The organism is Kitasatospora sp. NPDC096140 (assembly GCF_040303045.1).
GTDB lineage: Bacteria > Actinomycetota > Actinomycetes > Streptomycetales > Streptomycetaceae > Kitasatospora.
Map to the genome: position 1 here is coordinate 50,044 of NZ_JBEOUW010000002.1, position 18,730 is coordinate 68,773.

At 73.3% G+C, this 18,730-nt stretch carries 19 protein-coding genes, 1 tRNA gene and 1 pseudogene; 12 read left to right on the plus strand and 9 right to left on the minus strand.

Annotation, left to right across the window (positions count from 1 at the left end; all coding sequences use genetic code 11):
* Positions 1 to 178, minus strand: a 178-nt coding sequence (locus ABT048_RS01900) for a DUF397 domain-containing protein (RefSeq protein ID WP_350519598.1), incomplete at its 3' end; no start/stop codon positions are given.
* Complete coding sequence (locus ABT048_RS01905; protein ID WP_350519332.1) at positions 162 to 1,001, minus strand: helix-turn-helix domain-containing protein; 840 nt, start codon at positions 999 to 1,001, stop codon at positions 162 to 164. The genes ABT048_RS01900 and ABT048_RS01905, both read right to left, overlap by 17 nt.
* Positions 1,002 to 1,117: 116 nt before the next feature.
* On the opposite strand from ABT048_RS01905, the gene ABT048_RS01910 reads away from it, so the two are divergent.
* The 8 genes and pseudogenes from ABT048_RS01910 (at position 1,118) to ABT048_RS01945 (ending at position 6,914) form a co-directional block, all read left to right on the plus strand.
* The gene (locus tag ABT048_RS01910; RefSeq protein ID WP_350519333.1) at positions 1,118 to 1,321 is read left to right on the plus strand and encodes a hypothetical protein; all 204 of its coding nucleotides are present in this window, start codon (positions 1,118 to 1,120) and stop codon (positions 1,319 to 1,321) included.
* Positions 1,321 to 1,569, plus strand: a complete 249-nt coding sequence (locus tag ABT048_RS01915; protein ID WP_350519334.1) for a hypothetical protein — start codon at positions 1,321 to 1,323, stop codon at positions 1,567 to 1,569. Before ABT048_RS01910 ends, ABT048_RS01915 begins: the two co-directional genes overlap by 1 nt.
* Before the next feature lie 75 nt (positions 1,570 to 1,644).
* The gene (locus ABT048_RS01920) at positions 1,645 to 2,112 is read left to right on the plus strand and encodes an NUDIX domain-containing protein (protein ID WP_350519335.1); all 468 of its coding nucleotides are present in this window, start codon (positions 1,645 to 1,647) and stop codon (positions 2,110 to 2,112) included.
* A gap of 41 nt (positions 2,113 to 2,153) precedes the next feature.
* Positions 2,154 to 2,630: a MarR family winged helix-turn-helix transcriptional regulator gene (locus tag ABT048_RS01925; RefSeq protein ID WP_350519336.1), complete on the plus strand. Its 477-nt coding sequence runs from the start codon at positions 2,154 to 2,156 to the stop codon at positions 2,628 to 2,630.
* A complete protein-coding gene (locus ABT048_RS01930; protein WP_350519337.1) occupies positions 2,630 to 3,520 on the plus strand; it encodes an ATP-binding cassette domain-containing protein in 891 nt (296 codons plus the stop codon). Before ABT048_RS01925 ends, ABT048_RS01930 begins: the two co-directional genes overlap by 1 nt.
* Positions 3,480 to 4,366, plus strand: a pseudogene (locus ABT048_RS01935) (ABC transporter permease). Before ABT048_RS01930 ends, ABT048_RS01935 begins: the two are co-directional and overlap by 41 nt.
* Before the next feature lie 179 nt (positions 4,367 to 4,545).
* Positions 4,546 to 5,787 (plus strand): neprosin family prolyl endopeptidase, encoded by a 1,242-nt coding sequence (locus ABT048_RS01940; RefSeq protein WP_350519338.1) that lies wholly within the window; start codon positions 4,546 to 4,548, stop codon positions 5,785 to 5,787.
* A 167-nt stretch (positions 5,788 to 5,954) separates the two neighbouring features.
* Positions 5,955 to 6,914 carry a phosphatidylinositol-specific phospholipase C gene (locus ABT048_RS01945; RefSeq protein ID WP_350519339.1) on the plus strand — a complete coding sequence of 320 codons (960 nt, stop codon included), beginning with the start codon at positions 5,955 to 5,957 and terminating at the stop codon, positions 6,912 to 6,914.
* Between the two features lie 100 nt (positions 6,915 to 7,014).
* On the opposite strand, the gene ABT048_RS01950 is transcribed toward ABT048_RS01945, so the two are convergent.
* Genes ABT048_RS01950 through ABT048_RS01960 form a run of 3 tightly spaced genes read right to left on the minus strand, consistent with a single transcriptional unit; the run spans position 7,015 to position 9,934 of the window.
* The gene (locus tag ABT048_RS01950) at positions 7,015 to 7,683 is read right to left on the minus strand and encodes a DUF6875 domain-containing protein (protein WP_350519340.1); all 669 of its coding nucleotides are present in this window, start codon (positions 7,681 to 7,683) and stop codon (positions 7,015 to 7,017) included.
* Complete coding sequence (locus ABT048_RS01955; RefSeq protein ID WP_350519341.1) at positions 7,680 to 8,396, minus strand: N-acetyltransferase; 717 nt, start codon at positions 8,394 to 8,396, stop codon at positions 7,680 to 7,682. The genes ABT048_RS01950 and ABT048_RS01955 overlap by 4 nt, the downstream gene beginning before the upstream one ends.
* On the minus strand, positions 8,393 to 9,934 hold the full coding sequence (locus ABT048_RS01960; RefSeq protein WP_350519342.1) for a pyridoxal phosphate-dependent decarboxylase family protein: 1,542 nt from the start codon (positions 9,932 to 9,934) through the stop codon (positions 8,393 to 8,395). The genes ABT048_RS01955 and ABT048_RS01960 overlap by 4 nt, the downstream gene beginning before the upstream one ends.
* A gap of 319 nt (positions 9,935 to 10,253) precedes the next feature.
* Here ABT048_RS01960 and ABT048_RS01965 point away from each other — a divergent pair, with 319 nt between their 5' ends.
* Positions 10,254 to 11,771 (plus strand): multicopper oxidase family protein, encoded by a 1,518-nt coding sequence (locus tag ABT048_RS01965; protein WP_350519343.1) that lies wholly within the window; start codon positions 10,254 to 10,256, stop codon positions 11,769 to 11,771.
* Positions 11,772 to 11,846: 75 nt separating this feature from the next.
* On the opposite strand, the gene ABT048_RS01970 is transcribed toward ABT048_RS01965, so the two are convergent.
* Positions 11,847 to 13,349: an FAD-binding protein gene (locus ABT048_RS01970; RefSeq protein ID WP_350519344.1), complete on the minus strand. Its 1,503-nt coding sequence runs from the start codon at positions 13,347 to 13,349 to the stop codon at positions 11,847 to 11,849.
* A gap of 59 nt (positions 13,350 to 13,408) precedes the next feature.
* The gene (locus tag ABT048_RS01975) at positions 13,409 to 13,756 is read right to left on the minus strand and encodes a hypothetical protein (protein WP_350519345.1); all 348 of its coding nucleotides are present in this window, start codon (positions 13,754 to 13,756) and stop codon (positions 13,409 to 13,411) included.
* Positions 13,757 to 14,292: 536 nt separating this feature from the next.
* On the opposite strand from ABT048_RS01975, the gene ABT048_RS01980 reads away from it, so the two are divergent.
* The 3 genes from ABT048_RS01980 to pgm all read left to right on the plus strand — a co-directional run bounded on the left by ABT048_RS01980 (position 14,293) and on the right by pgm (position 16,501).
* Positions 14,293 to 14,372, plus strand: a tRNA-Tyr gene (locus ABT048_RS01980).
* A gap of 43 nt (positions 14,373 to 14,415) precedes the next feature.
* Positions 14,416 to 14,715 (plus strand): YciI family protein, encoded by a 300-nt coding sequence (locus ABT048_RS01985; protein WP_350519346.1) that lies wholly within the window; start codon positions 14,416 to 14,418, stop codon positions 14,713 to 14,715.
* Between the two features lie 145 nt (positions 14,716 to 14,860).
* Positions 14,861 to 16,501, plus strand: a complete 1,641-nt coding sequence (gene pgm, locus ABT048_RS01990; RefSeq protein ID WP_350519347.1) for a phosphoglucomutase (alpha-D-glucose-1,6-bisphosphate-dependent) — start codon at positions 14,861 to 14,863, stop codon at positions 16,499 to 16,501.
* Positions 16,502 to 16,584: 83 nt separating this feature from the next.
* Here pgm and ABT048_RS01995 read toward each other — a convergent pair whose 3' ends face one another.
* Both ABT048_RS01995 and ABT048_RS02000 read right to left on the minus strand, forming a co-directional pair.
* Positions 16,585 to 17,400, minus strand: a complete 816-nt coding sequence (locus tag ABT048_RS01995) for a maleylpyruvate isomerase family mycothiol-dependent enzyme (protein WP_350519348.1) — start codon at positions 17,398 to 17,400, stop codon at positions 16,585 to 16,587.
* Between the two features lie 42 nt (positions 17,401 to 17,442).
* Entirely contained in the window at positions 17,443 to 18,720 is a 1,278-nt protein-coding gene (locus tag ABT048_RS02000; RefSeq protein WP_350519349.1) for an MFS transporter, read from the minus strand.
* Between the last annotated feature and the right edge of the window lie 10 nt (positions 18,721 to 18,730).

Here is an 18,730-nt window from a genome sequence, read left to right on the forward strand (position 1 = left end):
TGACGAAGGACTGCCAGGCGGTGGAGGAGAAGACGAGCGCCGGGCCGGAGGGGTCCTTGGAGTCACGTACGGGCATGACGCTGGTGAAGCCGTCGGCGACCTCGATGCAGCCGTTCTGCCCGCCGCTGTAGGTGCTCTTGCGCCAGCCAGCGTGGGTCAGGTCAACGTCCATCCTCATAGCCCTTCCGTACCGCACGGATCATCTCCATCGATGCGGCCTGATTCAGTGCTTCGATCTGCAGCCGATCGTAGCCCCTGGACAGGGGAAGAACAGTGTCGATATCGCGATCAAGGTAACCGCGGACTTCGGTCTCACCGTATCCGAGTAGTTTGCGATCCGGCATGGTCAGCAAGGTCACATGGGAGCTGAACGGCCGCTCCTCACCCAGGGAGTACGGCGCCACCTGGATGATGATGTTCGGGGCCGTTGCGAGTTGCTCAAGGCGCAGCAGCTGCTCGATCATGATTTTCGTCCCGCCGACAGGTCGGCGTAGGCAGCTCTCGTCGAGAACAGCGTGAAGTAGCGGAGCAGGCGTGCGGGCCAGAAACTGCTGGCGCGTCATGAGGAAGTTGACCCGTTCCTCGGCCTGTTCGGGGGTTGCGGTGCCACGTCTGACGTTGCCTGCTTCCCAAGCGCTGGCGTATGCCGGAGTCTGCAACAGCCCAGAGACGATGTCGATCGAGAACAGCCGGACCTCTGCGGCCCGGTTCTCGTAGTTGGCGTACTCGGGGAAGCCCGGCACCAGGGCCGTGTGCTTGTGCTGCCACCACATCAGCATCAAAGTCCCGCCCGTTTCCAGGACTTCGTCGGCCTTGGTAGCAAACTTTTCACTCGGCGGGCGGCGTGCAAGTTCAACGAACGAGACGTACGACGCGCTGACCCCGCACTTGCGGGCGAGCTGGTGCTGCAGGAGGCCCTTCGCCCTGCGTGAGTTGCGGAGTTGGACTGCGAAGGGGGCCCAGGGGCCGGAAGCCGGGTCGATTTCCTTGATGTTCACCATGGCTGCTCCAAAACAACGTGCCCGCGAGGTCAAGTCGTTTGACGCTTCCGATGCTAGGTGACGCTGGGCCACCATGTGCACAGAACGTGAAACATCGATCGCGGAGGGTTTCCCCCATGGCTCCTGAACAGGTTCCCCGCTCCCACGGGTACGGGGTGCGGTTCGACCCCGACGCGCAGCGCTACCGGGTCCGTAACGAGATCACGGGGGAGTGGCTGCGCGATGGCGCCACCGGCGAGTTGACCTCGTTCACGTTCTTCGGGGACGCCTACGCCGCGTGGCGCCAGTTCGAGGTGCACCCGAGGCCGGGGGAGCGGTGATGGGATCGATGCTTTCCCGTGCCACCGCCGAGCAGCGGCGGCAGGCGGCCTGCGTCGTGGAAGACCTCGTCTCCGTGCTTGCGCTCGGTGGGGTCACGTTGCCGTCGATCGCCGTGGACTGGGAGTACGGGCGGATCACCGGCAACTACCTGGTCGACCTGGGCTCGGCCCGCCCCCTGGACCTGCTGCGTCTGCTCGACCTGCTCCGCAAGGGGCTGCGTTACGAGCGCCTGACGTATGACGACTGATCACCTCGTCCGCCTCACCTGGCTGGCCTGCTTTGCCCTCCTCCTGTCCCGCACGCTTCGAAAGTGAACCGCCCGATGCGCGACCCCCGCCTTCTCGCCAAGCCGCCGGTGTGCCGGCTCGGCTGTCTCGTCCTCGTGCGCAACCGGCGCGGCGAGGTCCTGCTCGTCGACCCGGACTACCTGGACGGCATGATCCTGCCCGGCGGCTCCGCCAAACCCAACGAGCCGCCGCACGTGGCCGCCGCCCGGCACCTGCACGCCGAGACCGGCCTGCACCTGCGCCTGAACGACGTGATCGCCGTCGACTTCACCCCCGCCGACCGCCACCTGGAACGCCTCAACCTCGTCTTCGACGGCGGCACCGTCCCCGACGGGACCACCCTCACCGTCCCCGCGCAGCAGCGCAGCGGACTGCTCGGCGCCCGCTTCGTCCCCGTCCGCGACCTGCCCGCGCGCATGGCTCCCGCCCAGGCCGCCCGCGTCACCGAAGCCCTCGCCGGCCGCGCCCTGCCCGTCCTCCTCCACGGACAGCGCCCCACCTGAAGCACCTGAAATACCTCTCACTGAGAGCTAAAATGGGGGCCATGGCCGTCACGGAGCCCGCACCACCGTCCACGACGCCGGCCGACGAGTTCTCCGCCCTCCTCGTCGGCATCCAGCGCCTGGTCCGCCGCCGCCTGCGCAAGACGGCCGACCGGCCCCGGCTGCGCGGCGCCCAGGTCGAGCTGCTGCGCCTGGCCACGGAAAGCCCGGGCCTGCGGGTCTCGCAGGCCGCCGAGGAGCTGTGCCTGGCCGGGAACTCGGTGTCCACCCTCGTCAACCAGCTCGCCGCGCAGGGCCTGCTGCGCCGCGAGACGGACCCCGCCGACCGCCGTGCCGCCCTGCTGTTCGCCACCGACGCGGCCGTGGAGCGGATCGAGGCGTGGCGCCGGCGCCGCCGCGCGCTGATGGAGGACCTGGTCGCCGGCCTGCCCGCCGACCAGCAGCAGGCCCTGACCGCCGCCCTGCCCGCGCTGCGCTCCCTCGCCCGGGGCCTGCGCGACCTGCCCGAGGAGCCGTGATGAGCGAAGCGCAGGCCGTGGTGTGTGAGGGCCTGGAGTACACCTTCGGCGGCGGCGGCGGCGGCCGCCGGGGCCGGGGCCGCGGGACGAGGGCCGTGGACGGCATCGACCTCACCGTGCGCACCGGGGAGGTGTTCGGCCTGCTCGGGCCGAACGGCGCGGGCAAGACCACCACGATCCGCGCGATCACCACCCTGCTGCCGGTGGGCGTCGGCATGGTGCGCGTCTTCGGGAACGACGCCGCCCGCCGCCCCATGCAGGTGCGCCGCCTGCTCGGCTACGTGCCCCAGCAGCTGTCCGCGGACTCCGGGCTGACCGGGCGCGAGAACGTCGCCCTGTTCGCCCGGGTCTTCGACGTGCCGCGCGCCGAGCGCGCCGAACGCGTCGCCCAGGCCCTGGCCGCGGTCGACCTCACCGACGCCGCCGACCGGATGGCCGCCACCTACTCCGGCGGCATGGTGCGCCGCCTCGAACTCGCCCAGGCCCTGGTCAGCGCCCCGCGCCTGCTGGTGATGGACGAACCCACCATCGGCCTGGACCCGATCGCCCGCACCGGCGTGTGGGAGCGGGTGGACGCCGTCCGCCGGGCCACCGGCATGACCGTCCTGGTCACCACCCACTACATGGACGAGGCCGACCGCCACTGCGACCGCATCGCCCTGATGGACCGCGGCCGCATCCGTGCGCTGGGCACCCCCGCCGAGCTCAAGGACCGCATCCGCGGGGCGGACCCGCACCACGACGACCCCGCCCACGACGGCTCCTCCCACGACGACCCCACCCTCGACGACGTGTTCCGCCACTACGCCGGCCGCGACCTGGCCGACGCCACGGAAGGAGACTTCGGCGATGTCCGCCGTACCCGCCGCACCGCAGGCCGCGTCGGCTGAACCCCCAGGACATGGCCCCGGACCCGGCCCCGCCGACGGGCCCGACCTGGGCCTGCTGCTGGTGCCCCGCGCGCCCGCACCGGCTGGCGCCTGGTGCCCGCCCGCATCAGCGCGATGTGCGCGGTCGAACTGCAGAAGCTGCGCCACGACCGCACCGAGCTCTACACCCGCGCGATCCAGCCCGCCCTGTGGCTGCTGATCTTCGGCCAGACCTTCACCCGCCTCAAGGCCATCCCCACCGGCGGCATCCCCTACCTCGACTACCTCGCACCCGGCATCATCGCCCAGTCCGCGATGTTCATCGCGATCTTCTACGGCATCATGATCATCTGGGAGCGGGACTCCGGCGTCCTCACCAAACTGCTGGTCACCCCCACCCCCCGCGCCGCCCTGGTGACCGGCAAGGCCTTCGCCGCCGGCGTCAAGGCCGTCCTGCAGGCCGCCGTCGTCGTCCTGATCGCCGCCCTCCTCGGCGTCGCCATGACCTGGAACCCGCTGCGCCTGCTCGGCGTGGTGGTGGCGGTGCTGCTCGGCTCGGCGTTCTTCTCCTGCCTGTCGATGGCCATCGCCGGGATCGTCCTGACCCGCGACCGCCTGATGGGCATCGGCCAGGCCATCACCATGCCGCTGTTCTTCGCCTCCAACGCCCTCTACCCGGTGGAGCTGATGCCGGGCTGGCTGCAGGCCGTCAGCAAGGCCAACCCGCTCAGCTACCAGGTCGACGCGCTGCGCGGCCTGCTCATCGGCACCCCCGCCCACCTGCCGCTGGACTTCGCCGTCCTCACCGCCGCCGCCCTGGCCGGCATCGCCGCCGCCTCCGCGCTCCTCGGCCGCCTGGCCCGCTGACACCCGGCGGGTACGTGCGGCCCGGCGTCCTTGAGGGTTCAACCGCCCCTTCCGCAGCGCCCGTTCCGCAGCGCCCGTTCCCCGGGAGGAACGCGAGCCGAACCGGGTCTAGCGTGGAGAACGGAGAGAACCCGCGCGGACACCGCGCGTCACGACCCGATGGTGCAGGAGGCCCGGCCATGACGGCACAGCACGACGGCGACGGCACCGACTTCACCGACTTCACCACGTTCACGCACTCCCTCGCCTCCGCCCGCTACGAGGACTTCGCGCGCAGCCCGGCGGCGGCCGCCACCAGCGCCGAGGACTTCGCCGCGATGACGGAGTACCTCGGGAACCTCTACCGGGGCATCGAGGTCACCCGCAGCTTCGCCGACGACAACGGGCAGGTCTTCGACTGCGTCCCCATCGGCAGCCAGCCGGCCCTGCGGGGGAACTCCCCCCTGCCCCCCGAGGCCCCCGACCCCCCGCCGGTGGCGCCCGGGCGCCACGGCGGCGCCCAGAGCGTGCCGGTGCGGCCGCAACTGCACTCCGAGCGGCTGGACCGGTACGGCCACCCGATGTCCTGCCCGCCCGGCACGATCGCCATGCGCCGCATCACCCCGGAGGAGATCGCGGCCCGGGGCAGCGTGCGCGACTTCCACCACAAGCACCCGCGGGGCGCGGGCCGGCGCGGTCCGGGCGCACCGGCGGCGGGGCTGCGCCAGCACACCACGGGCGTCCAGGAGGTCGCCAACCTCGGCGGCCACAGCTACGTCAACATCTGGGACCCGCAGGTGACGGGGGCGGCCTTCACGGTCTCCCAGCAGTGGTTCGGCACCGTCGACTCGACACCCGTGCAGACCGTCGAGTGCGGCTACCAGGTGTACCCGGGCAAGTACGGCACCGCCCAGCCCGTCCTCTTCATCTACTGGACGGCCGACGGCTACCAGCACACCGGCTGCTACAACCTCGAATGCACGGCGTTCGTCCAGACGAACAGCGCCTGGCTCCTGGGCGGCACGCTCGGGCAGGCGAGCGTCACGGGCGGCGTGCAGATCGAGCTGGAGGTGGCCTGGTACCTCGCGGGCGGGAACTGGTGGCTCTACCTGGGCGGCGTCCCGGTGGGCTACTACCCGGCCTCGCTGTTCGGCGGCGGGCCGCTCGCCACCGGCGCCGGGCGGATCATCTGCGGCGGCGAGGTCTACAACGTCGCGGGGTGGCCGCCGATGGGCAGCGGCGCGTTCGCCGCGGGCGGCTGGCAGTACGCCGCCTACCACCGCGACGTCCAGTACGTCGCGACGAACAACACCCCCCAGTACGCGAAGCTGACCGCCTACCAGCCGGCGCCGAACTGCTACACCTCGCTCGTCAACAGCGGCCCCACCCCGTGGTACGAGTACGTCTTCTTCGGCGGCCCCGGCGGCAGCTCCTGCTCCTGAACCCCGCCGCCCACACGCGAGCGCGCGCAGCCGGGCATCGGCCGGCTCCGCGCGCCGGAACGTTCGCAGGCGATGAACCAGGCCGGGGCGCAGGCCCGTTGGGGCGAAAGGGGGGGACGTTCACACCCCCGGTCACCATCAGGGCCCCGCTACCGGAGGTTTCTTGCATGACGATCAACCGTAGGACCCTGCTCAGGGGCGCGGCACTCGCGGCCACCACCGGCGCCCTGGGCATCGCCGGCTCGGGCGTGGCCTCCGCCGCACCGGACCGCCTCGTCCACCGCCCCACCAACAAGTGGATGTCGCTGCTGGGCGACAACGTGAAGCTGTCGCAGCTGACGATCCCCGGGACCCACGAGACCTGCGCGCTCTACGACAGCGGCTCCTTCGGCTACGCCCAGTGCCAGGAGTGGCGCATCCCCCAGCAGCTCCAGGCGGGGGTGCGCTTCCTCGACATCCGGTGCCGGATCGCGGGCGACGTCTTCACCATCCACCACGACAAGGTCTACCAGAAGATCAACTTCGGCGACGTGCTGAACCTGTGCATCGACTTCCTGAAGTCGAACCCCGGCGAGACGATCATCATGCGGATCCGCAAGGAGTACACCGAGGGGCAGGACTACCGGTTCAGCGAGATCTTCAACTACTACATGGACGGCTATGACGGGAAGGGCAACTACCGGCCCTGGTTCTGGCTCCCCAAGACCGGCTCGCTCCCCACGGGACTGCCCTCGCTGGGCCAGGTCCGCGGCAAGATCATCCCCATCATGTCGGACTTCACCTGGGGCGACGGCCGCTACGACCCCCTGCGCTGGGGCGACGGCTCCCGGATCTGGCTGCAGGACTACTTCGGCGACAGCTCCAGCCAGAAGGTCCAGCGCGTCAAGTGGGGCCTGGACCAGGCGTTCTACGGCCAGGACGACAAGAGGCTCTACATCCACTTCGCCAGCGCCAGCGCCTTCCCCGAGGACCCGTACAAGATCGCCAAGGTCGTCAACCCCTCCATCCAGGAGTACCTGACGCCGCGCATCTCCCAGCGCGCGCACTACGGCGTGATCGCGATGGACTTCGTCGACGAGCGCAAGGACCTGCTGCAGATGATCGTCGACTGGAACTTCGGCCTCTGACCGCACGGCCCCCTCGAACCCGACGGCGCCGCCCACACGCGAGCGCGCGCGGAACCGGGCGTCGGCCGGCTCCGCGCGCGCAGCGCAGGCAAAGGGCGGGTCAGGAGGAGACGGCGCCCTGGTGGGCCCGCACACTGGACACCAGCTGGTCACGGATCCGCGCCGGCACCTCGGGCGCGAAACGCGCCAGGTAGTGGTTCAGATGGGTCTCGTCACCCGTCAGGAACGGCAGATCGAACACCAGCAGCTTGCGCACCGCCAGCAGCGGCACCGGCGCCCGCAACGGCCGGAACGTCCGGTTCCACAGACCCGGCTCCTCACACACCGGATGGAACTGCCCGATCATCAGGCCCTGCTCGACGAACTCGTCCTTCGCCTTGCGCTGCGCCTCGTCCAGCGCCGTCGAATCGCCGCGGTCCAGCGCGGGCAGCACCAACAGCACCGTCAGCAGCTCACGGTCCGACTCCTCCGTCAGCCCGGCCAGCAACTCGTCGTAACGGGCCCGCAGTTCACCCACCAGCGCCGGAAGATCCCCGTCCCCGTCACCGTCGGCGACCGCGATGTGGAACAGGCCCCGGCGCAGCGACGGCTGGGTGTACGGGCACACCGGGCCGCTGCGCCCCAGGTCGGGGTGGGCGGTGGTGAGGAAGCGGCGGGCCCAGTCGAGGACCTCCACGGCCTCGGGGTGCGCGGCGGCGTGGCCGGCGTCGATGTGCTCGGCGCTGAACAGGCGCAGGGCGCTCTCGGCGGCGGGTGCGGGCGCGGTCATCGGGGCCCCCGCCACACCGGGGCCAGGCGGGGTCCGCCGCCGGGCAGCGCGATGGCCTCGCCGAAGCGGGTGAAGCCGTGGGTCTCGCACAGGCGGGCGCCGCCGGTGGAGCTGGTCTCGGCGTAGGCGGCCTGCCCGGCGGCGTCGACCTCCGCGAGGACGGCCTCCAGCATCGCCTCGCCGGCGCGGGCCGAGCGGGCGTCCGGGTGCACGCCGATGAACGCGAAGTAGTAGTGCGGGCGGTGACGCGGGTGGCGGCGCTGCTGCAGACGGGTGATGGCGTCCAGACGGCGGGCGCACTCGCCGTGCCGTCCGGCGTCGATGGCCTCGGCCAGGGCGCGGGTGGCGGCGCCGTCGGCGTGCCCCGGCTCCTCCCACACCCCCGCGGGCAGGAACAGCAGCGCCCCCAGCAGCGTGCCGGCCTCGTCGGCGGCGACCACGACGCCCCGGTGGGCCAGGCACTGTTCGAGGTGGACACGGAAGAACGCGGGCATCACCCGGGCGCGGTGCTCCGGGTCGGGGAAGGCCCACAGCATCAGCGCGTCGTCGGCGAAGGCCTCGGAGAACAGGGCGGCCAGGGCGGGCGCCTCCTGCGGGCGGGCCCGGCGTACGGCGACGCCGGCAGCCGCGGTGGCGGCGGTGGTATCGGGGGCCCCGGCGGCGGGCCGCGGGGCGGTGCCCGTGGCAGCGGGCAGGGTGGTGACGGTGGTCAACGGGCACTCTCCTCGGGCGAGGTGACGGACGAGGGGGCAGGGCGTGCAGGCGGTACGACAGGCGTGGGGGCAGACGGTACGACGGGCGTGGGGGCAGACGAGGGGAAAGAGGAGGACGAGGGGGCGGGGGAGGGGGCGGGCGCGGCCACCGCTTCGGCGACCGCCTCGGCCGCCAGCTCCGCCACCCGCGCGTGCAACCGCGGCAGCCACGCCTGCGCCTCCGGCTTGATCAGCACACTGCGCAGCACCCGCGCCCCGTCCGCGTCCGCCACCACCCCCCGGTGACGGCGCGCGAAGTCGCCGGCGTCCACCCGCAGCACACTCAGGAACACCGGGTCCTGCTCATCGGCCATGCCCCGGCGCAGCACCCGGTCACTCGCGGCGTCCACCGCCGACAGCGCGGGCACCCCCACCGGGGTCGGGAAGTACGTCACGATGTCCAGCTGCGGCCGCTGGAACAGCGTCAACTCACCACTGGCATCGATCAGATCGGCCCAGGCCAGCGCGGCCCGCCGCCCCGCCACCAGACCGGCACCCAGCCCGTCCACACTCAGCGGCAGCAACTGCAGCGTCAGCCACAGCGCCGCCGCCGAGGCACCCGCCCGCGAACACTCCAGGCTGATCTCACCCAGGTGCAGCTCGGCATCGGTGAAGTAGGTGTACGGCGAGTCATGGGCGAAGTGCCGGCCGATCGCCGGGTCCGCGAACAGCACCGCACCGCACCCGTACGGCTGCAGGCCGTGCTTGTGCGGGTCCACCGTCACCGAGTCGCACCCGGCGATCGCCCGCCACGGCGCCACATCGACACCCAGGTCCGCCGCCACCGCGTCGTCCGCGGCCAGCAGCGCGAAGAACCCGCCGTACGCGGCGTCCACGTGCACCCGCGCCCCGTACCGGCGCGCCAGCGCCAGCACCTCGTGCACCGGATCCACCGCACCCGCCCCGGTGGTCCCGCACGTGACGACCACCGTGCCCACCCGCCCGGTGCGCAGCACCTCCTCCAGCGCCCCCGGATCCATCCGCCCCTCGGCGTCACACGCCACCGCATGACCCGCCACACCCAGCACGTGGCACATCCGGCTGTGCGTGTAGTGCGCCTGCGCGCTGTACGCCACCCCCTTGCCGGGATGGCTCTGCCGCGCCACGTACAGCGCCTCCAGATTGGCGATCGTCCCGCTGCTGGTCAGATGACCCACGTGCGCGGGCAGGCCGAACATCGCGGCCAGCTGCGCCACGCACTCGCGCTCCATGTCGTTGGTCGCCGGCCCGCCCTCGTAGGCGTGGTTGTTCGGGTTGAAACGCATCGCCGTCAGATAGCCCACCACCGCCGCCGGGTGCGGCGGCTTGACCATCTGCCCGGCGTAACGCGGATGGAAGAACGGGTAGTTGTGCTCCAGACGCTTGGCGAAACGCTCGAACGCGGCGGCGAAGTCCGCCTCGTCCACCAGGTGCGAGGGGTGCGCGGTGAAAGCACCGAACCGCTCGCCCCACCGCTCGGCCACCTCGGCCGCCCTCGGCAGCCAGTACCGCAGGTCCACGCTTGGGCCCTTCCCTTCGAGTCCTCTGCGAGCCCACCGGGCCCGGGGCTGCCTCGTGCCGCGAGCCTTCCTCGACCGCACCCCGAGCCACCGTGAAGGCGCCGCGCAACGCGCCCGCAACACCCGCAGCTCACCGCCGCCCGACCCCCCACCGCCCCCACCCGCCCCCGCCCGCACCACCCCCGCCCGCCCCCCGCCCGCCCGCACCGGCCCAAGCCGGACCCAAGCGGCACCCAAGGCGGCGCTGCTGCAATCACCCCCGGACAAGGCCGCCCCGCACCCGCAGGGCAGGCGGGGGAGCACGCGGGAGGAACACGCGATGGTGAGCAGACGCAGGATGATCGGCGCCGCCCTGGCGACCGGAGGAGGGGTCCTGCTCATGCGCACCACGCTGCGCCCGGCCGCCTCCGCCGACGCGGCCTCCGCCGCCTCCGTCCAGGACGCGGCCGCCCACACCCACCCGGCGGGTACCGACGCCCCCGACCCCGGGCCGGACGCCGGCCCCGGCCTGGTCGAGAAGTTCACCACCGCGCTGCCGGTGCCCCCCGTGCTCAGCCCGGTCTCCACCGACGGCGGCGCCGACACCTACTCCGTCACCATGCTCCGCTCCTACGCCCGCATCCTGCCCGGGCACCGCACCGAGGTCCTCACCTACAACGGCGCCTTCCCCGGCCCCGTCATCCGCGCCCGCTCCGGGCGTCCGGTGATCGTGCGCCAGACCAACCTGCTGAACGACGCCGTCTCCGTCCACCTGCACGGCTCCCGGGTGCCCGTCGCCAGCGACGGCGGCCCGATGAACCTGCTGGACTCCGGGGCCAGCCGCACCTACACCTACCCCAACGACCAGCCCCACGCGAGCCTGTGGTTCCACGACCACGCCCACCACATGGAGTCCGAGCACGTCTACCGGGGCCTGGCCGGCACCTACCTGCTCACCGACGAGACCGAACGCGCCCTGCCGCTGCCCACCGGCCGCTACGACCTGCCCATCGCCCTGCGCGACGCGCGCTTCGACGCCTCCGGCAACCTCGTCTACCGCATGGACGACCCCTTCAACCGCACCACCATCCTCGCCAACGGCCGCCCCTGGCCCAAGGCCGAGGTCGCCGCCCGCCGCTACCGGCTGCGCCTGCTCAACTCCTCCAACCTGCGCTTCTTCTCCCTGCGCCTGGCCGACGGCGGCCCGATCACCCAGATCGGCTCCGACGGCGGCCTGCTGGAACGCCCCCACACCACCGACACGATCGACCTGTCGCCCGGCGAGCGCGCCGACGTCGTCATCGACTTCTCCCGCTACAAGGTCGGCTCCACCGTCGTCCTCACCAACTCCATGCCCCCCGGCCCCGCTGAACACGTCGGCCAGGTGATGCGCTTCGACATCGTGCGCTCCGCCGCCGACTCCAGCAGCGTGCCCGACACCCTGCGCACCCTGCCCGCGCCCGGCCCGGCGGTGCGCGAGCGCACCGTGGTGCTGAAGGTCGAGGAGGGCACCGGCGGCGCCGCGCCGCGCGGCACGATCGACGGCAAGGTGTACGACCCGGACCGCGTCGACGCGCAGATCGCCTTCGGCACCTCGGAGATCTGGACGGTCGTCAACGCCAACACCGACGTCCCGCACAACTTCCACCTGCACCTGGTGCAGTTCCGCGTGCTGGAGCGCAACGGCAAGGCGCCCGGCCCCGAGGAGTCCGGCCTCAAGGACACCGTGCGCCTGCTGCCCGGCGAGAGCGTGCGCCTGCACGCCACCTTCGACTCCTACCGCGGCCGCTACCCGTACCACTGCCACCTGCTGGACCACTCGGCGATGGGCATGATGGCGCAGATGGAGATCGGCTGACACCCGGGGCCGGCCGCGCGCGAACGGCGCACGGCCGGCCCCCTGTCCGTCAGACCGGGTGGACGCCCTTGTCCGTCAGGCCGTGTGGATGCCCTGGCCCGGGGCCAGGATCCCCGCCGGGTCGAACCGGCGCTTGGCCCGCACCACCCGCTCCCACAGCCCCCCGTAGTGACGCCGCCAGTCCGCCCCCGTCATCCCCGGCACCGCCCCGATCAGGTACCGCTTGCCGCCCAGCTCCACCGCCCGGTCGTACAGACGCCGGTTGCGCTCCAGCATCGCCGCCGTGTCCGCCCCCGGCCCCGGGAACGCCAGCAGGTCGAAGTGCCAGCCCACCGCACCCTGCGGCAGCACCGCCAGCGGCGCCTTCACCCGCTCGCGCAGGTACGGGTAGAACAGCAGCAGCCCCGCCCCCAGATCCGCCGGCCCCAGCAGCGCGGCCGCCTCCGCCATGAACACCCCCGCCGTCGAAGCCGGCAGGAACACGCTCAGCCACGGCTTCGGCAGCCCCCAGAACCCCGCCGCCCGCAGGTACCCCGCGAACGCGTCCACCCGGAACGCGTACTCGCGCCAGCTCTGCTCCACCACCGACACCCCGCCCGCCGCCGGCCGCAGCCCGGCGAGGAGAGCCTCGCGGTCCACGGCCCGCCCCCCGTCCGCGAACGCCACCAGCTCCGCCTTGTACCGCCACCGCGACCCGTCCGCGCTGCGCTCCACGTCGCCGACCTGCAGGTCGAAGCGGCCCTCGGCCATCACCTTCTCCTGGTCGGCCAGGTAGGCGTCCAGGTCGTCGTAGTACAGCGAGAAGACGTGGGCGCGCTCGCGCACCGGCACCAGCGCCAGCGTCGCCCGCACGATGATCCCCGCCTGCCCGCCGCCGGCCAGCACCGCCTCGAACAGCTCCCGGTTGCGTACGGGCGAGGCCGTCAGCAGCTCGCCGGTGCCGGTCACCACCTCCAGCTCCAGCACCCGGTCCGCCTGCAGGCCGTAGCGCTGCACACCGCCGCCGATCCCGCCCACGCTCAGCGTGCCGCCCACCGACAGGTGCAGGTAGTCCGTCAGGCACGGCGGCACCCAGCCCTGCGCCAGCCCCGCCTCGACGACCTGCGCCCACGTCGCCCCGGCCTCCACCACCGCGCGCCCCGGGCGCACCGACACCACCGTCGACAGGCCGCGCGCGTCGATCGCGATCCCGCCGCGCGCATTGGCCTGCCCGTAGCTGGAGTGCGACTCCAGGCCCGCCTCGCCGACCTGCGCCGCGTCCCCGCTCTGCCCGTTGACGGCCACCGGGATGCGGTGCCTGCTCGCGAACGCCACCACCTGCTGCACGTCGCGCACCGAGCCGGGCCGCAGCACCGCCCGCGGCGCCTGCGCGACCAGGTGCCCGAAGTCGGAGGAGAACCTTTCCAGGCCCGCGCCCTGCAGCGTCACCGACCCGTCCAGCGCGGGCAGTTCGGCGACGTCCGCCCCGGGCTCGGCGGCCCACGCCCGGGCGGAGGTGTCCCAGCCGACGACGACGGCACCGGCCGCGGCGGCCGCCCCGGCCAGGAGGGAACGGCGGGACAGTCCCGACCTGCTCATACTTCTCTCCGATCAATCGTCAAATAGGGATCGTTGTACCGCAACCATCCCGCGACCGCCTACTGTCCCGCACGCCCCACCTGCTGCTCCGTCAGCCGAAGATCCGTCACCGCGTACTCCCACATCCGCCGCTGGTACGCCGGCGCGTCGGCCGGGATGCGGGCCGCCGCCGCCCGGGCCTCCGCCAGCAGCGCCTCCCGCGCCTGCGGCAGGCCCGCCACCCGCGGCCCCTCGGCCGCCTCCCGCAGCACCAGCGCCAGCCGGTAGGCGTACACGTGCGGCGTCACCGCGAACAGCGTCCGGTACACCCACAGCCCCTCCTCGCCGTGCAGCACCCGCTCGTTGTGGCTCAGCAGCCGCACCCGCGCCCTCAGCGCCAGGTCCCCGTGCACGTTCGTCCCGCTCATGTCCTGCGTCCCCCTTCGTCGCTCTGCTCCGCACCACCGCCCCCCCGGGCACGGCGGCAGCACGCACCGGGCTGCCCGCAACGGGGGCGCCGGCACGTCAGGCCGTGGAAGGGGGTGGGATGTTGCACGAGTCTGCGGCCCGCGCCCACCGCGCCGCAAGGGCGAAGAAGGGTGTGCTGAGTCCTACCGGAACCTTGCCTGACCTGGCAGGATGGGGGTCGACAACCTCCCGGCGCCGGTCTTCGGGCCGGTCTTCGGGCCGGCGGAGCGGGGGGACGGAAAACCCTTTGCGGCCCGGCACGGCGCTGCGGCACAGTGGGGACGTACCGCGCCGGACGGCGCCGGACACCACCGCGCAGCGAAAGGGGAGTTCGCCATGACCGCCGTACCGGCCCGTGGCCGCGGTTATCACCGCCCCCCGTACGCCCGCCGCGCCGCCGCCGCCCGCCCGTAGCCGGGCCTGCCCGGTGGCCCGGGCGGCTGCCGTTCTCCTCCTTCCTCCTTCCGTGTCGTGCACGGGTGTCGACGCCCCCCGAGGGCGAGCTGGGCACCGGCGAGCCCACGGGCCTGTAAAGCCCCCGCTTCGGCTGTGGCGGTTCGAATCCGCCCTCGCCCACCCCTGTCGCGACCGCCTTCCCGCCCGGGTCTAGCCTGGGCGCATGTTCGTACTGGAGCTGAGCTACACCGCCCCCATGGAGCAGATCGACGCCGCGCTGGCGCAGCACGTCCAATGGCTGAACGCGCACTACGCGGCCGGCACCTTCCTCGCCTCCGGGCGCAAGGTGCCGCGCGAGGGCGGGGTGATCCTGGCGGTGGGGGAGGACCGGGCCGTGATCGAGGCGCTGGTGGCCACCGACCCGTTCGTGCTCGCCGGGCTGTGCGCCTACCGGGTCACCGAGTTCCTCGCGACCACCACCGCGCCCGCCCTGGAGGGCTACCGCCAGCAGCTGCCGGGCTGAGCGGCAAGACTTCACCGGACCGCCGTGCCCCGGACCGCCCGCCGCGGTTCGGGGCACCGTCGTCTTCTGGCTACGATCGGTGAGCACGGGGCTAGGACTGTGAACGTGGAACCGGACGCAAGTCGGAACTGGCGGGAGAAGACGGATGGCACACGCACGGGCCGGGCAGCCGGCGCAGCCCGGTGACCTGGTGGACGTGGCGCGGCTGGTGACGGCCTACTACGCGCTGCACCCGGACCCGCAGGAGCCCGGGCAGCGGGTGGCGTTCGGGACCTCCGGGCACCGCGGCTCCTCGCTGGACGCGGCGTTCAACGAGGACCACATCGCCGCGACCACCCAGGCGATCTGCGAGTACCGCGCCGAACAGGGCGTGGCCGGGCCGCTGTTCCTCGGCGCCGACACCCACGCCCTCTCCGAGCCGGCGAAGGTCACCGCCCTGGAGGTCCTCGCCGCCAACGGCGTGCACGTGCTGATCGACGCCGCCGACGGCTACACCCCCACCCCGGCGGTCTCGCACGCGATCCTCGCCCACAACCGGCGCAGCCCCCGCGCGCTGGCCGACGGCATCGTGGTCACCCCCTCGCACAACCCGCCGCGCGACGGCGGCTTCAAGTACAACCCGCCCAGCGGCGGGCCGGCCGGGTCCGAGGCCACCGGCTGGATCCAGGACCGCGCCAACGAGCTGATCCGCGAGGGCCTGCGCGGCGTCAAGAAGGTCCCCTACGCCCGCGCCCTGGCCGCGGCCACCACCGCCCGCCACGACTACCTCACCGCCTACGTGGAGGACCTGCCCTCCGTCCTGGACCTGGACGCGGTGCGGGCGGCGGGCCTGCGCATCGGCGCGGACCCCCTCGGCGGCGCGTCGGTGGCCTACTGGGCGCGCATCGCCGACACGCACCGCCTGGACCTGACCGTCGTCAACCCGCTCACCGACCCGACCTGGCGCTTCATGACCCTGGACTGGGACGGGAAGATCCGCATGGACTGCTCCTCCCCGTCCGCGATGGCCTCCCTCATCACCCGCCGCGCCGAGTACGCCATCGCCACCGGCAACGACGCCGACGCCGACCGGCACGGCATCGTCACCCCCGACGGCGGCCTGATGAACCCCAACCACTACCTGGCGGTGGCCGTCGACTACCTCTACCGCCACCGCGCCGAGTGGCCCGCCGACGCGGGCGTCGGCAAGACCCTCGTCTCCTCCTCCATGCTCGACCGCGTCGCCGCCGACCTCGGCCGCACCCTGGTGGAGGTCCCGGTCGGCTTCAAGTGGTTCGTCGACGGCCTGCTGGAGGGCTCGATCGGCTTCGGCGGCGAGGAGAGCGCCGGCGCCTCCTTCCTGCGCCGCGACGGCGGGGTGTGGACCACCGACAAGGACGGCATCCTGCTCGCCCTCCTCGCCTCCGAGATCACCGCCGTCACCGGCACCACCCCCAGCGCCCGCTACGGCGAACTGACCGAGCGCCACGGCGCCCCCGCCTACGCCCGCGTCGACGCCCCCGCCGACCGCGAGCAGAAGGCCCGCCTGGCCCGGCTGTCCCCCGAACGCGTCGGCGCCGGCGAACTCGCCGGAGAGAAGATCACCGCCGTCCTCGCCAACGCCCCCGGCAACGGCGCCGCGATCGGCGGCATCAAGGTCTGCACCGACAACGCCTGGTTCGCCGCCCGCCCCTCGGGCACCGAGGACGTCTACAAGATCTACGCCGAGTCCTTCCACGGCCCCGACCACCTCGCCCGGGTCCAGGACGAGGCCCGCGCCCTGGTCGGCGAGGTCCTCGGGAACTGACGGCCCCTCCCGTACGGCCCCTCCCGCACGGCCGCCCCCGGCACGGGGCGGCCGTGCCGGGGGCGGTGCGGGGGCGCTGCGTCCTACTTCTCCTCCGGCTCCCAGGCGCGGAGCAGGTCCAGCAGCCCCGCGTCGCCGTCGACGCGCAAGGACTCGGCCTTGATGCGGTCGTACAGGTAGAGGACCAGCTCACTGGCCGTGCCGTGGACGGAGGCACCGGCCGCGTCCACGCCCTCGCCGGCCGCGTCCTCGCCGGCCGCGGCAGCGGGCGCGGGGATGCCGGTGATGCGCGCGCCGTCGCCGTCGACCGTCAGGCGCCAGGAGAGGCCCTCGGCGGCGTGGAAGTCGAAGGCCGTCGGCTTGTGCGGCCAGGCACTCGGCGTGGCGCAGACGGTGAACAGGAACTCCTCCACACCGTCGAGCGCCAACTCCACCGGCAGCGGCTGCGGGTCGCCCCCGGCGAGCTGGGCGTCGTACGTGTGCACCGCGCTCTCCTGGACCCGGTGCCGGGCGACACCGCCGGAGGTCTGCGGCGACTGCGACGCGGGCCACCACGTCCAGCAACCGCTCTCCGGTCCCGCCTCGCGCAGGGCGTCCAGCAGAAGCTGCGTCGACGCGTCCAGCCAGGCCAGCAGCGCCTCACGCTCCCGCGGCAGCTCCAGAGCGGCGCGCGCGGCGGCGGCCTCGGCCGGGGGAGCGTCGGCAGGCCCCGCGCCGACGATGGCGGCCCAGAAACGGTCCCCCCCGCCCAGGTGCTTCACCAGATCGAACAGCGTCCACCCGGGGCAGGACGGCACCGGTGCGTCGAGACCGGGCGCGGCGGCGACCGTGGCACGGAAGGCGGTCGACCGTTCGTCGATCAGGCGCAGCAGCTCGGGGAACTCAAGATTCTTTTCCACGCCGGATGTCTTATCACCGCACTCCGATGATCGGACAGCGATTTATGCACCGTCGCCGCCGCCGGTCGGCCGGTTGCGGACGCCGTCCCCGCCTCCCGCCGCCCGGGTGGAAGCCGCGCAATGCTGCTGCGAGGACGCCGGGGTGACGGCACGCCAGGCTTCCTTCCTGCGCGGCCCTTCGGCCTCGTCGCGCGTGGTCGCCGCCGCCACCGCGCACGCCGCCGCCGCCAGCACCGCCGCCGCCAGCGGGAACCACCGCCCGCCCAGCACCGCGACCGCCGCCGAACCCGCCGCACCCCCGGCCGCCGTCCCCAGGTACAGCGCACTGCTGTTCAACGAGATCAGCAGCGGCGCGTTCCCCGGATCGATCGACGCCAGCCGGTGCGGCAGCGCCACCGACACCGCCCACCCCGCCAGCGGCACCACCGCCGCGTACACCAGCGCCCCCGGCATGCTGCGCCCCAGCCACGGCAGGGCCGCGAACGCGCACGCCGCCACGGCCGAGCCGGCCAGCAGCACCCGCCGCACCCCCGCCCGGTCCACCAGGCGCCCGCCCAGCCAGCTGCCGGCCACCGACATCACGCCGGTCGTCAGCAGGATCACGCTGAGGCGGTCCGCGTCGCCGCCGGTGGCCCCGGAGACGGCGGTGGCCAGGTAGATGTAGACGCTCTGGAAGGCGAGGAAGAACACCAGGGTGGTGCCCGCCGCGCCCAGCACCCGGCGCTTGCCCAGCGGCGCCAGCCGGGCCCGCAGGGTGGGGGCGGCGGCGGGTGCGGGCGGCAGGCCGCGCAGCAGCGCCGCCAGGCCCGCCAGTGCGGCCAGGCCGAGCGCGGTCACCAGCCACATGGTCAGCCGCCAGTCGGCGCGCCCCACCCAGGTGCCCAGCGGCACCCCGAGGGCGGTGGCCACCGTCATCCCGCCGAGGACGGTCGCCAGCGCCCGTCCGCGCCGCTCGGGGGCGACCAGGGTGGTGGCCACCGCGTTGGCGGTGGGCGTGTAGAGGGCGGCGCCAGCCGCCGCCAGCACCCGGGTGGCCAGCAGCAGGCCGTAGGTGGGGGCGAGCGCGCTGAGCGCGTTGGCCGCGCTGAACACCGCGAGCGCGGTCAGCAGCAGGCGCCGGCGCGGCCAGCGGGCGGTGAGCGTGGCCAGGACCGGGGCCAGCAGTGCGTAGCCGAGCGCGAAGACGGTGACCAGCTGGCCGGCGGCCGGCACCGACACCCCCAGGTCGGCGGAGACCGGGCCGAGGATGCCGGCGACGACCATCGAGTCGGTGCCCACGGCGAAGGTGCCGAGGGCGAGCAGGAGCAGACGTACGGGCACGGGCGGGCCC

What these genes read in the sequence shown, in the direction of transcription:
- ABT048_RS01905 (WP_350519332.1), bottom strand. Translation starts at nt 1,001, where the DNA reads ATGGTGAACATCAAGGAAATCGACCCGGCTTCCGGCCCCTGGGCCCCC.
- ABT048_RS01910 (WP_350519333.1), top strand. Translation starts at nt 1,118, where the DNA reads ATGGCTCCTGAACAGGTTCCCCGCTCCCACGGGTACGGGGTGCGGTTC.
- ABT048_RS01915 (WP_350519334.1), top strand. Translation starts at nt 1,321, where the DNA reads ATGGGATCGATGCTTTCCCGTGCCACCGCCGAGCAGCGGCGGCAGGCG.
- ABT048_RS01920 (WP_350519335.1), top strand. Translation starts at nt 1,645, where the DNA reads ATGCGCGACCCCCGCCTTCTCGCCAAGCCGCCGGTGTGCCGGCTCGGC.
- ABT048_RS01925 (WP_350519336.1), top strand. Translation starts at nt 2,154, where the DNA reads ATGGCCGTCACGGAGCCCGCACCACCGTCCACGACGCCGGCCGACGAG.
- ABT048_RS01930 (WP_350519337.1), top strand. Translation starts at nt 2,630, where the DNA reads ATGAGCGAAGCGCAGGCCGTGGTGTGTGAGGGCCTGGAGTACACCTTC.
- ABT048_RS01940 (WP_350519338.1), top strand. Translation starts at nt 4,546, where the DNA reads ATGACGGCACAGCACGACGGCGACGGCACCGACTTCACCGACTTCACC.
- ABT048_RS01945 (WP_350519339.1), top strand. Translation starts at nt 5,955, where the DNA reads ATGACGATCAACCGTAGGACCCTGCTCAGGGGCGCGGCACTCGCGGCC.
- ABT048_RS01950 (WP_350519340.1), bottom strand. Translation starts at nt 7,683, where the DNA reads ATGACCGCGCCCGCACCCGCCGCCGAGAGCGCCCTGCGCCTGTTCAGC.
- ABT048_RS01965 (WP_350519343.1), top strand. Translation starts at nt 10,254, where the DNA reads ATGGTGAGCAGACGCAGGATGATCGGCGCCGCCCTGGCGACCGGAGGA.
- ABT048_RS01970 (WP_350519344.1), bottom strand. Translation starts at nt 13,349, where the DNA reads ATGAGCAGGTCGGGACTGTCCCGCCGTTCCCTCCTGGCCGGGGCGGCC.
- ABT048_RS01975 (WP_350519345.1), bottom strand. Translation starts at nt 13,756, where the DNA reads ATGAGCGGGACGAACGTGCACGGGGACCTGGCGCTGAGGGCGCGGGTG.
- ABT048_RS01985 (WP_350519346.1), top strand. Translation starts at nt 14,416, where the DNA reads ATGTTCGTACTGGAGCTGAGCTACACCGCCCCCATGGAGCAGATCGAC.
- pgm (WP_350519347.1), top strand. Translation starts at nt 14,861, where the DNA reads ATGGCACACGCACGGGCCGGGCAGCCGGCGCAGCCCGGTGACCTGGTG.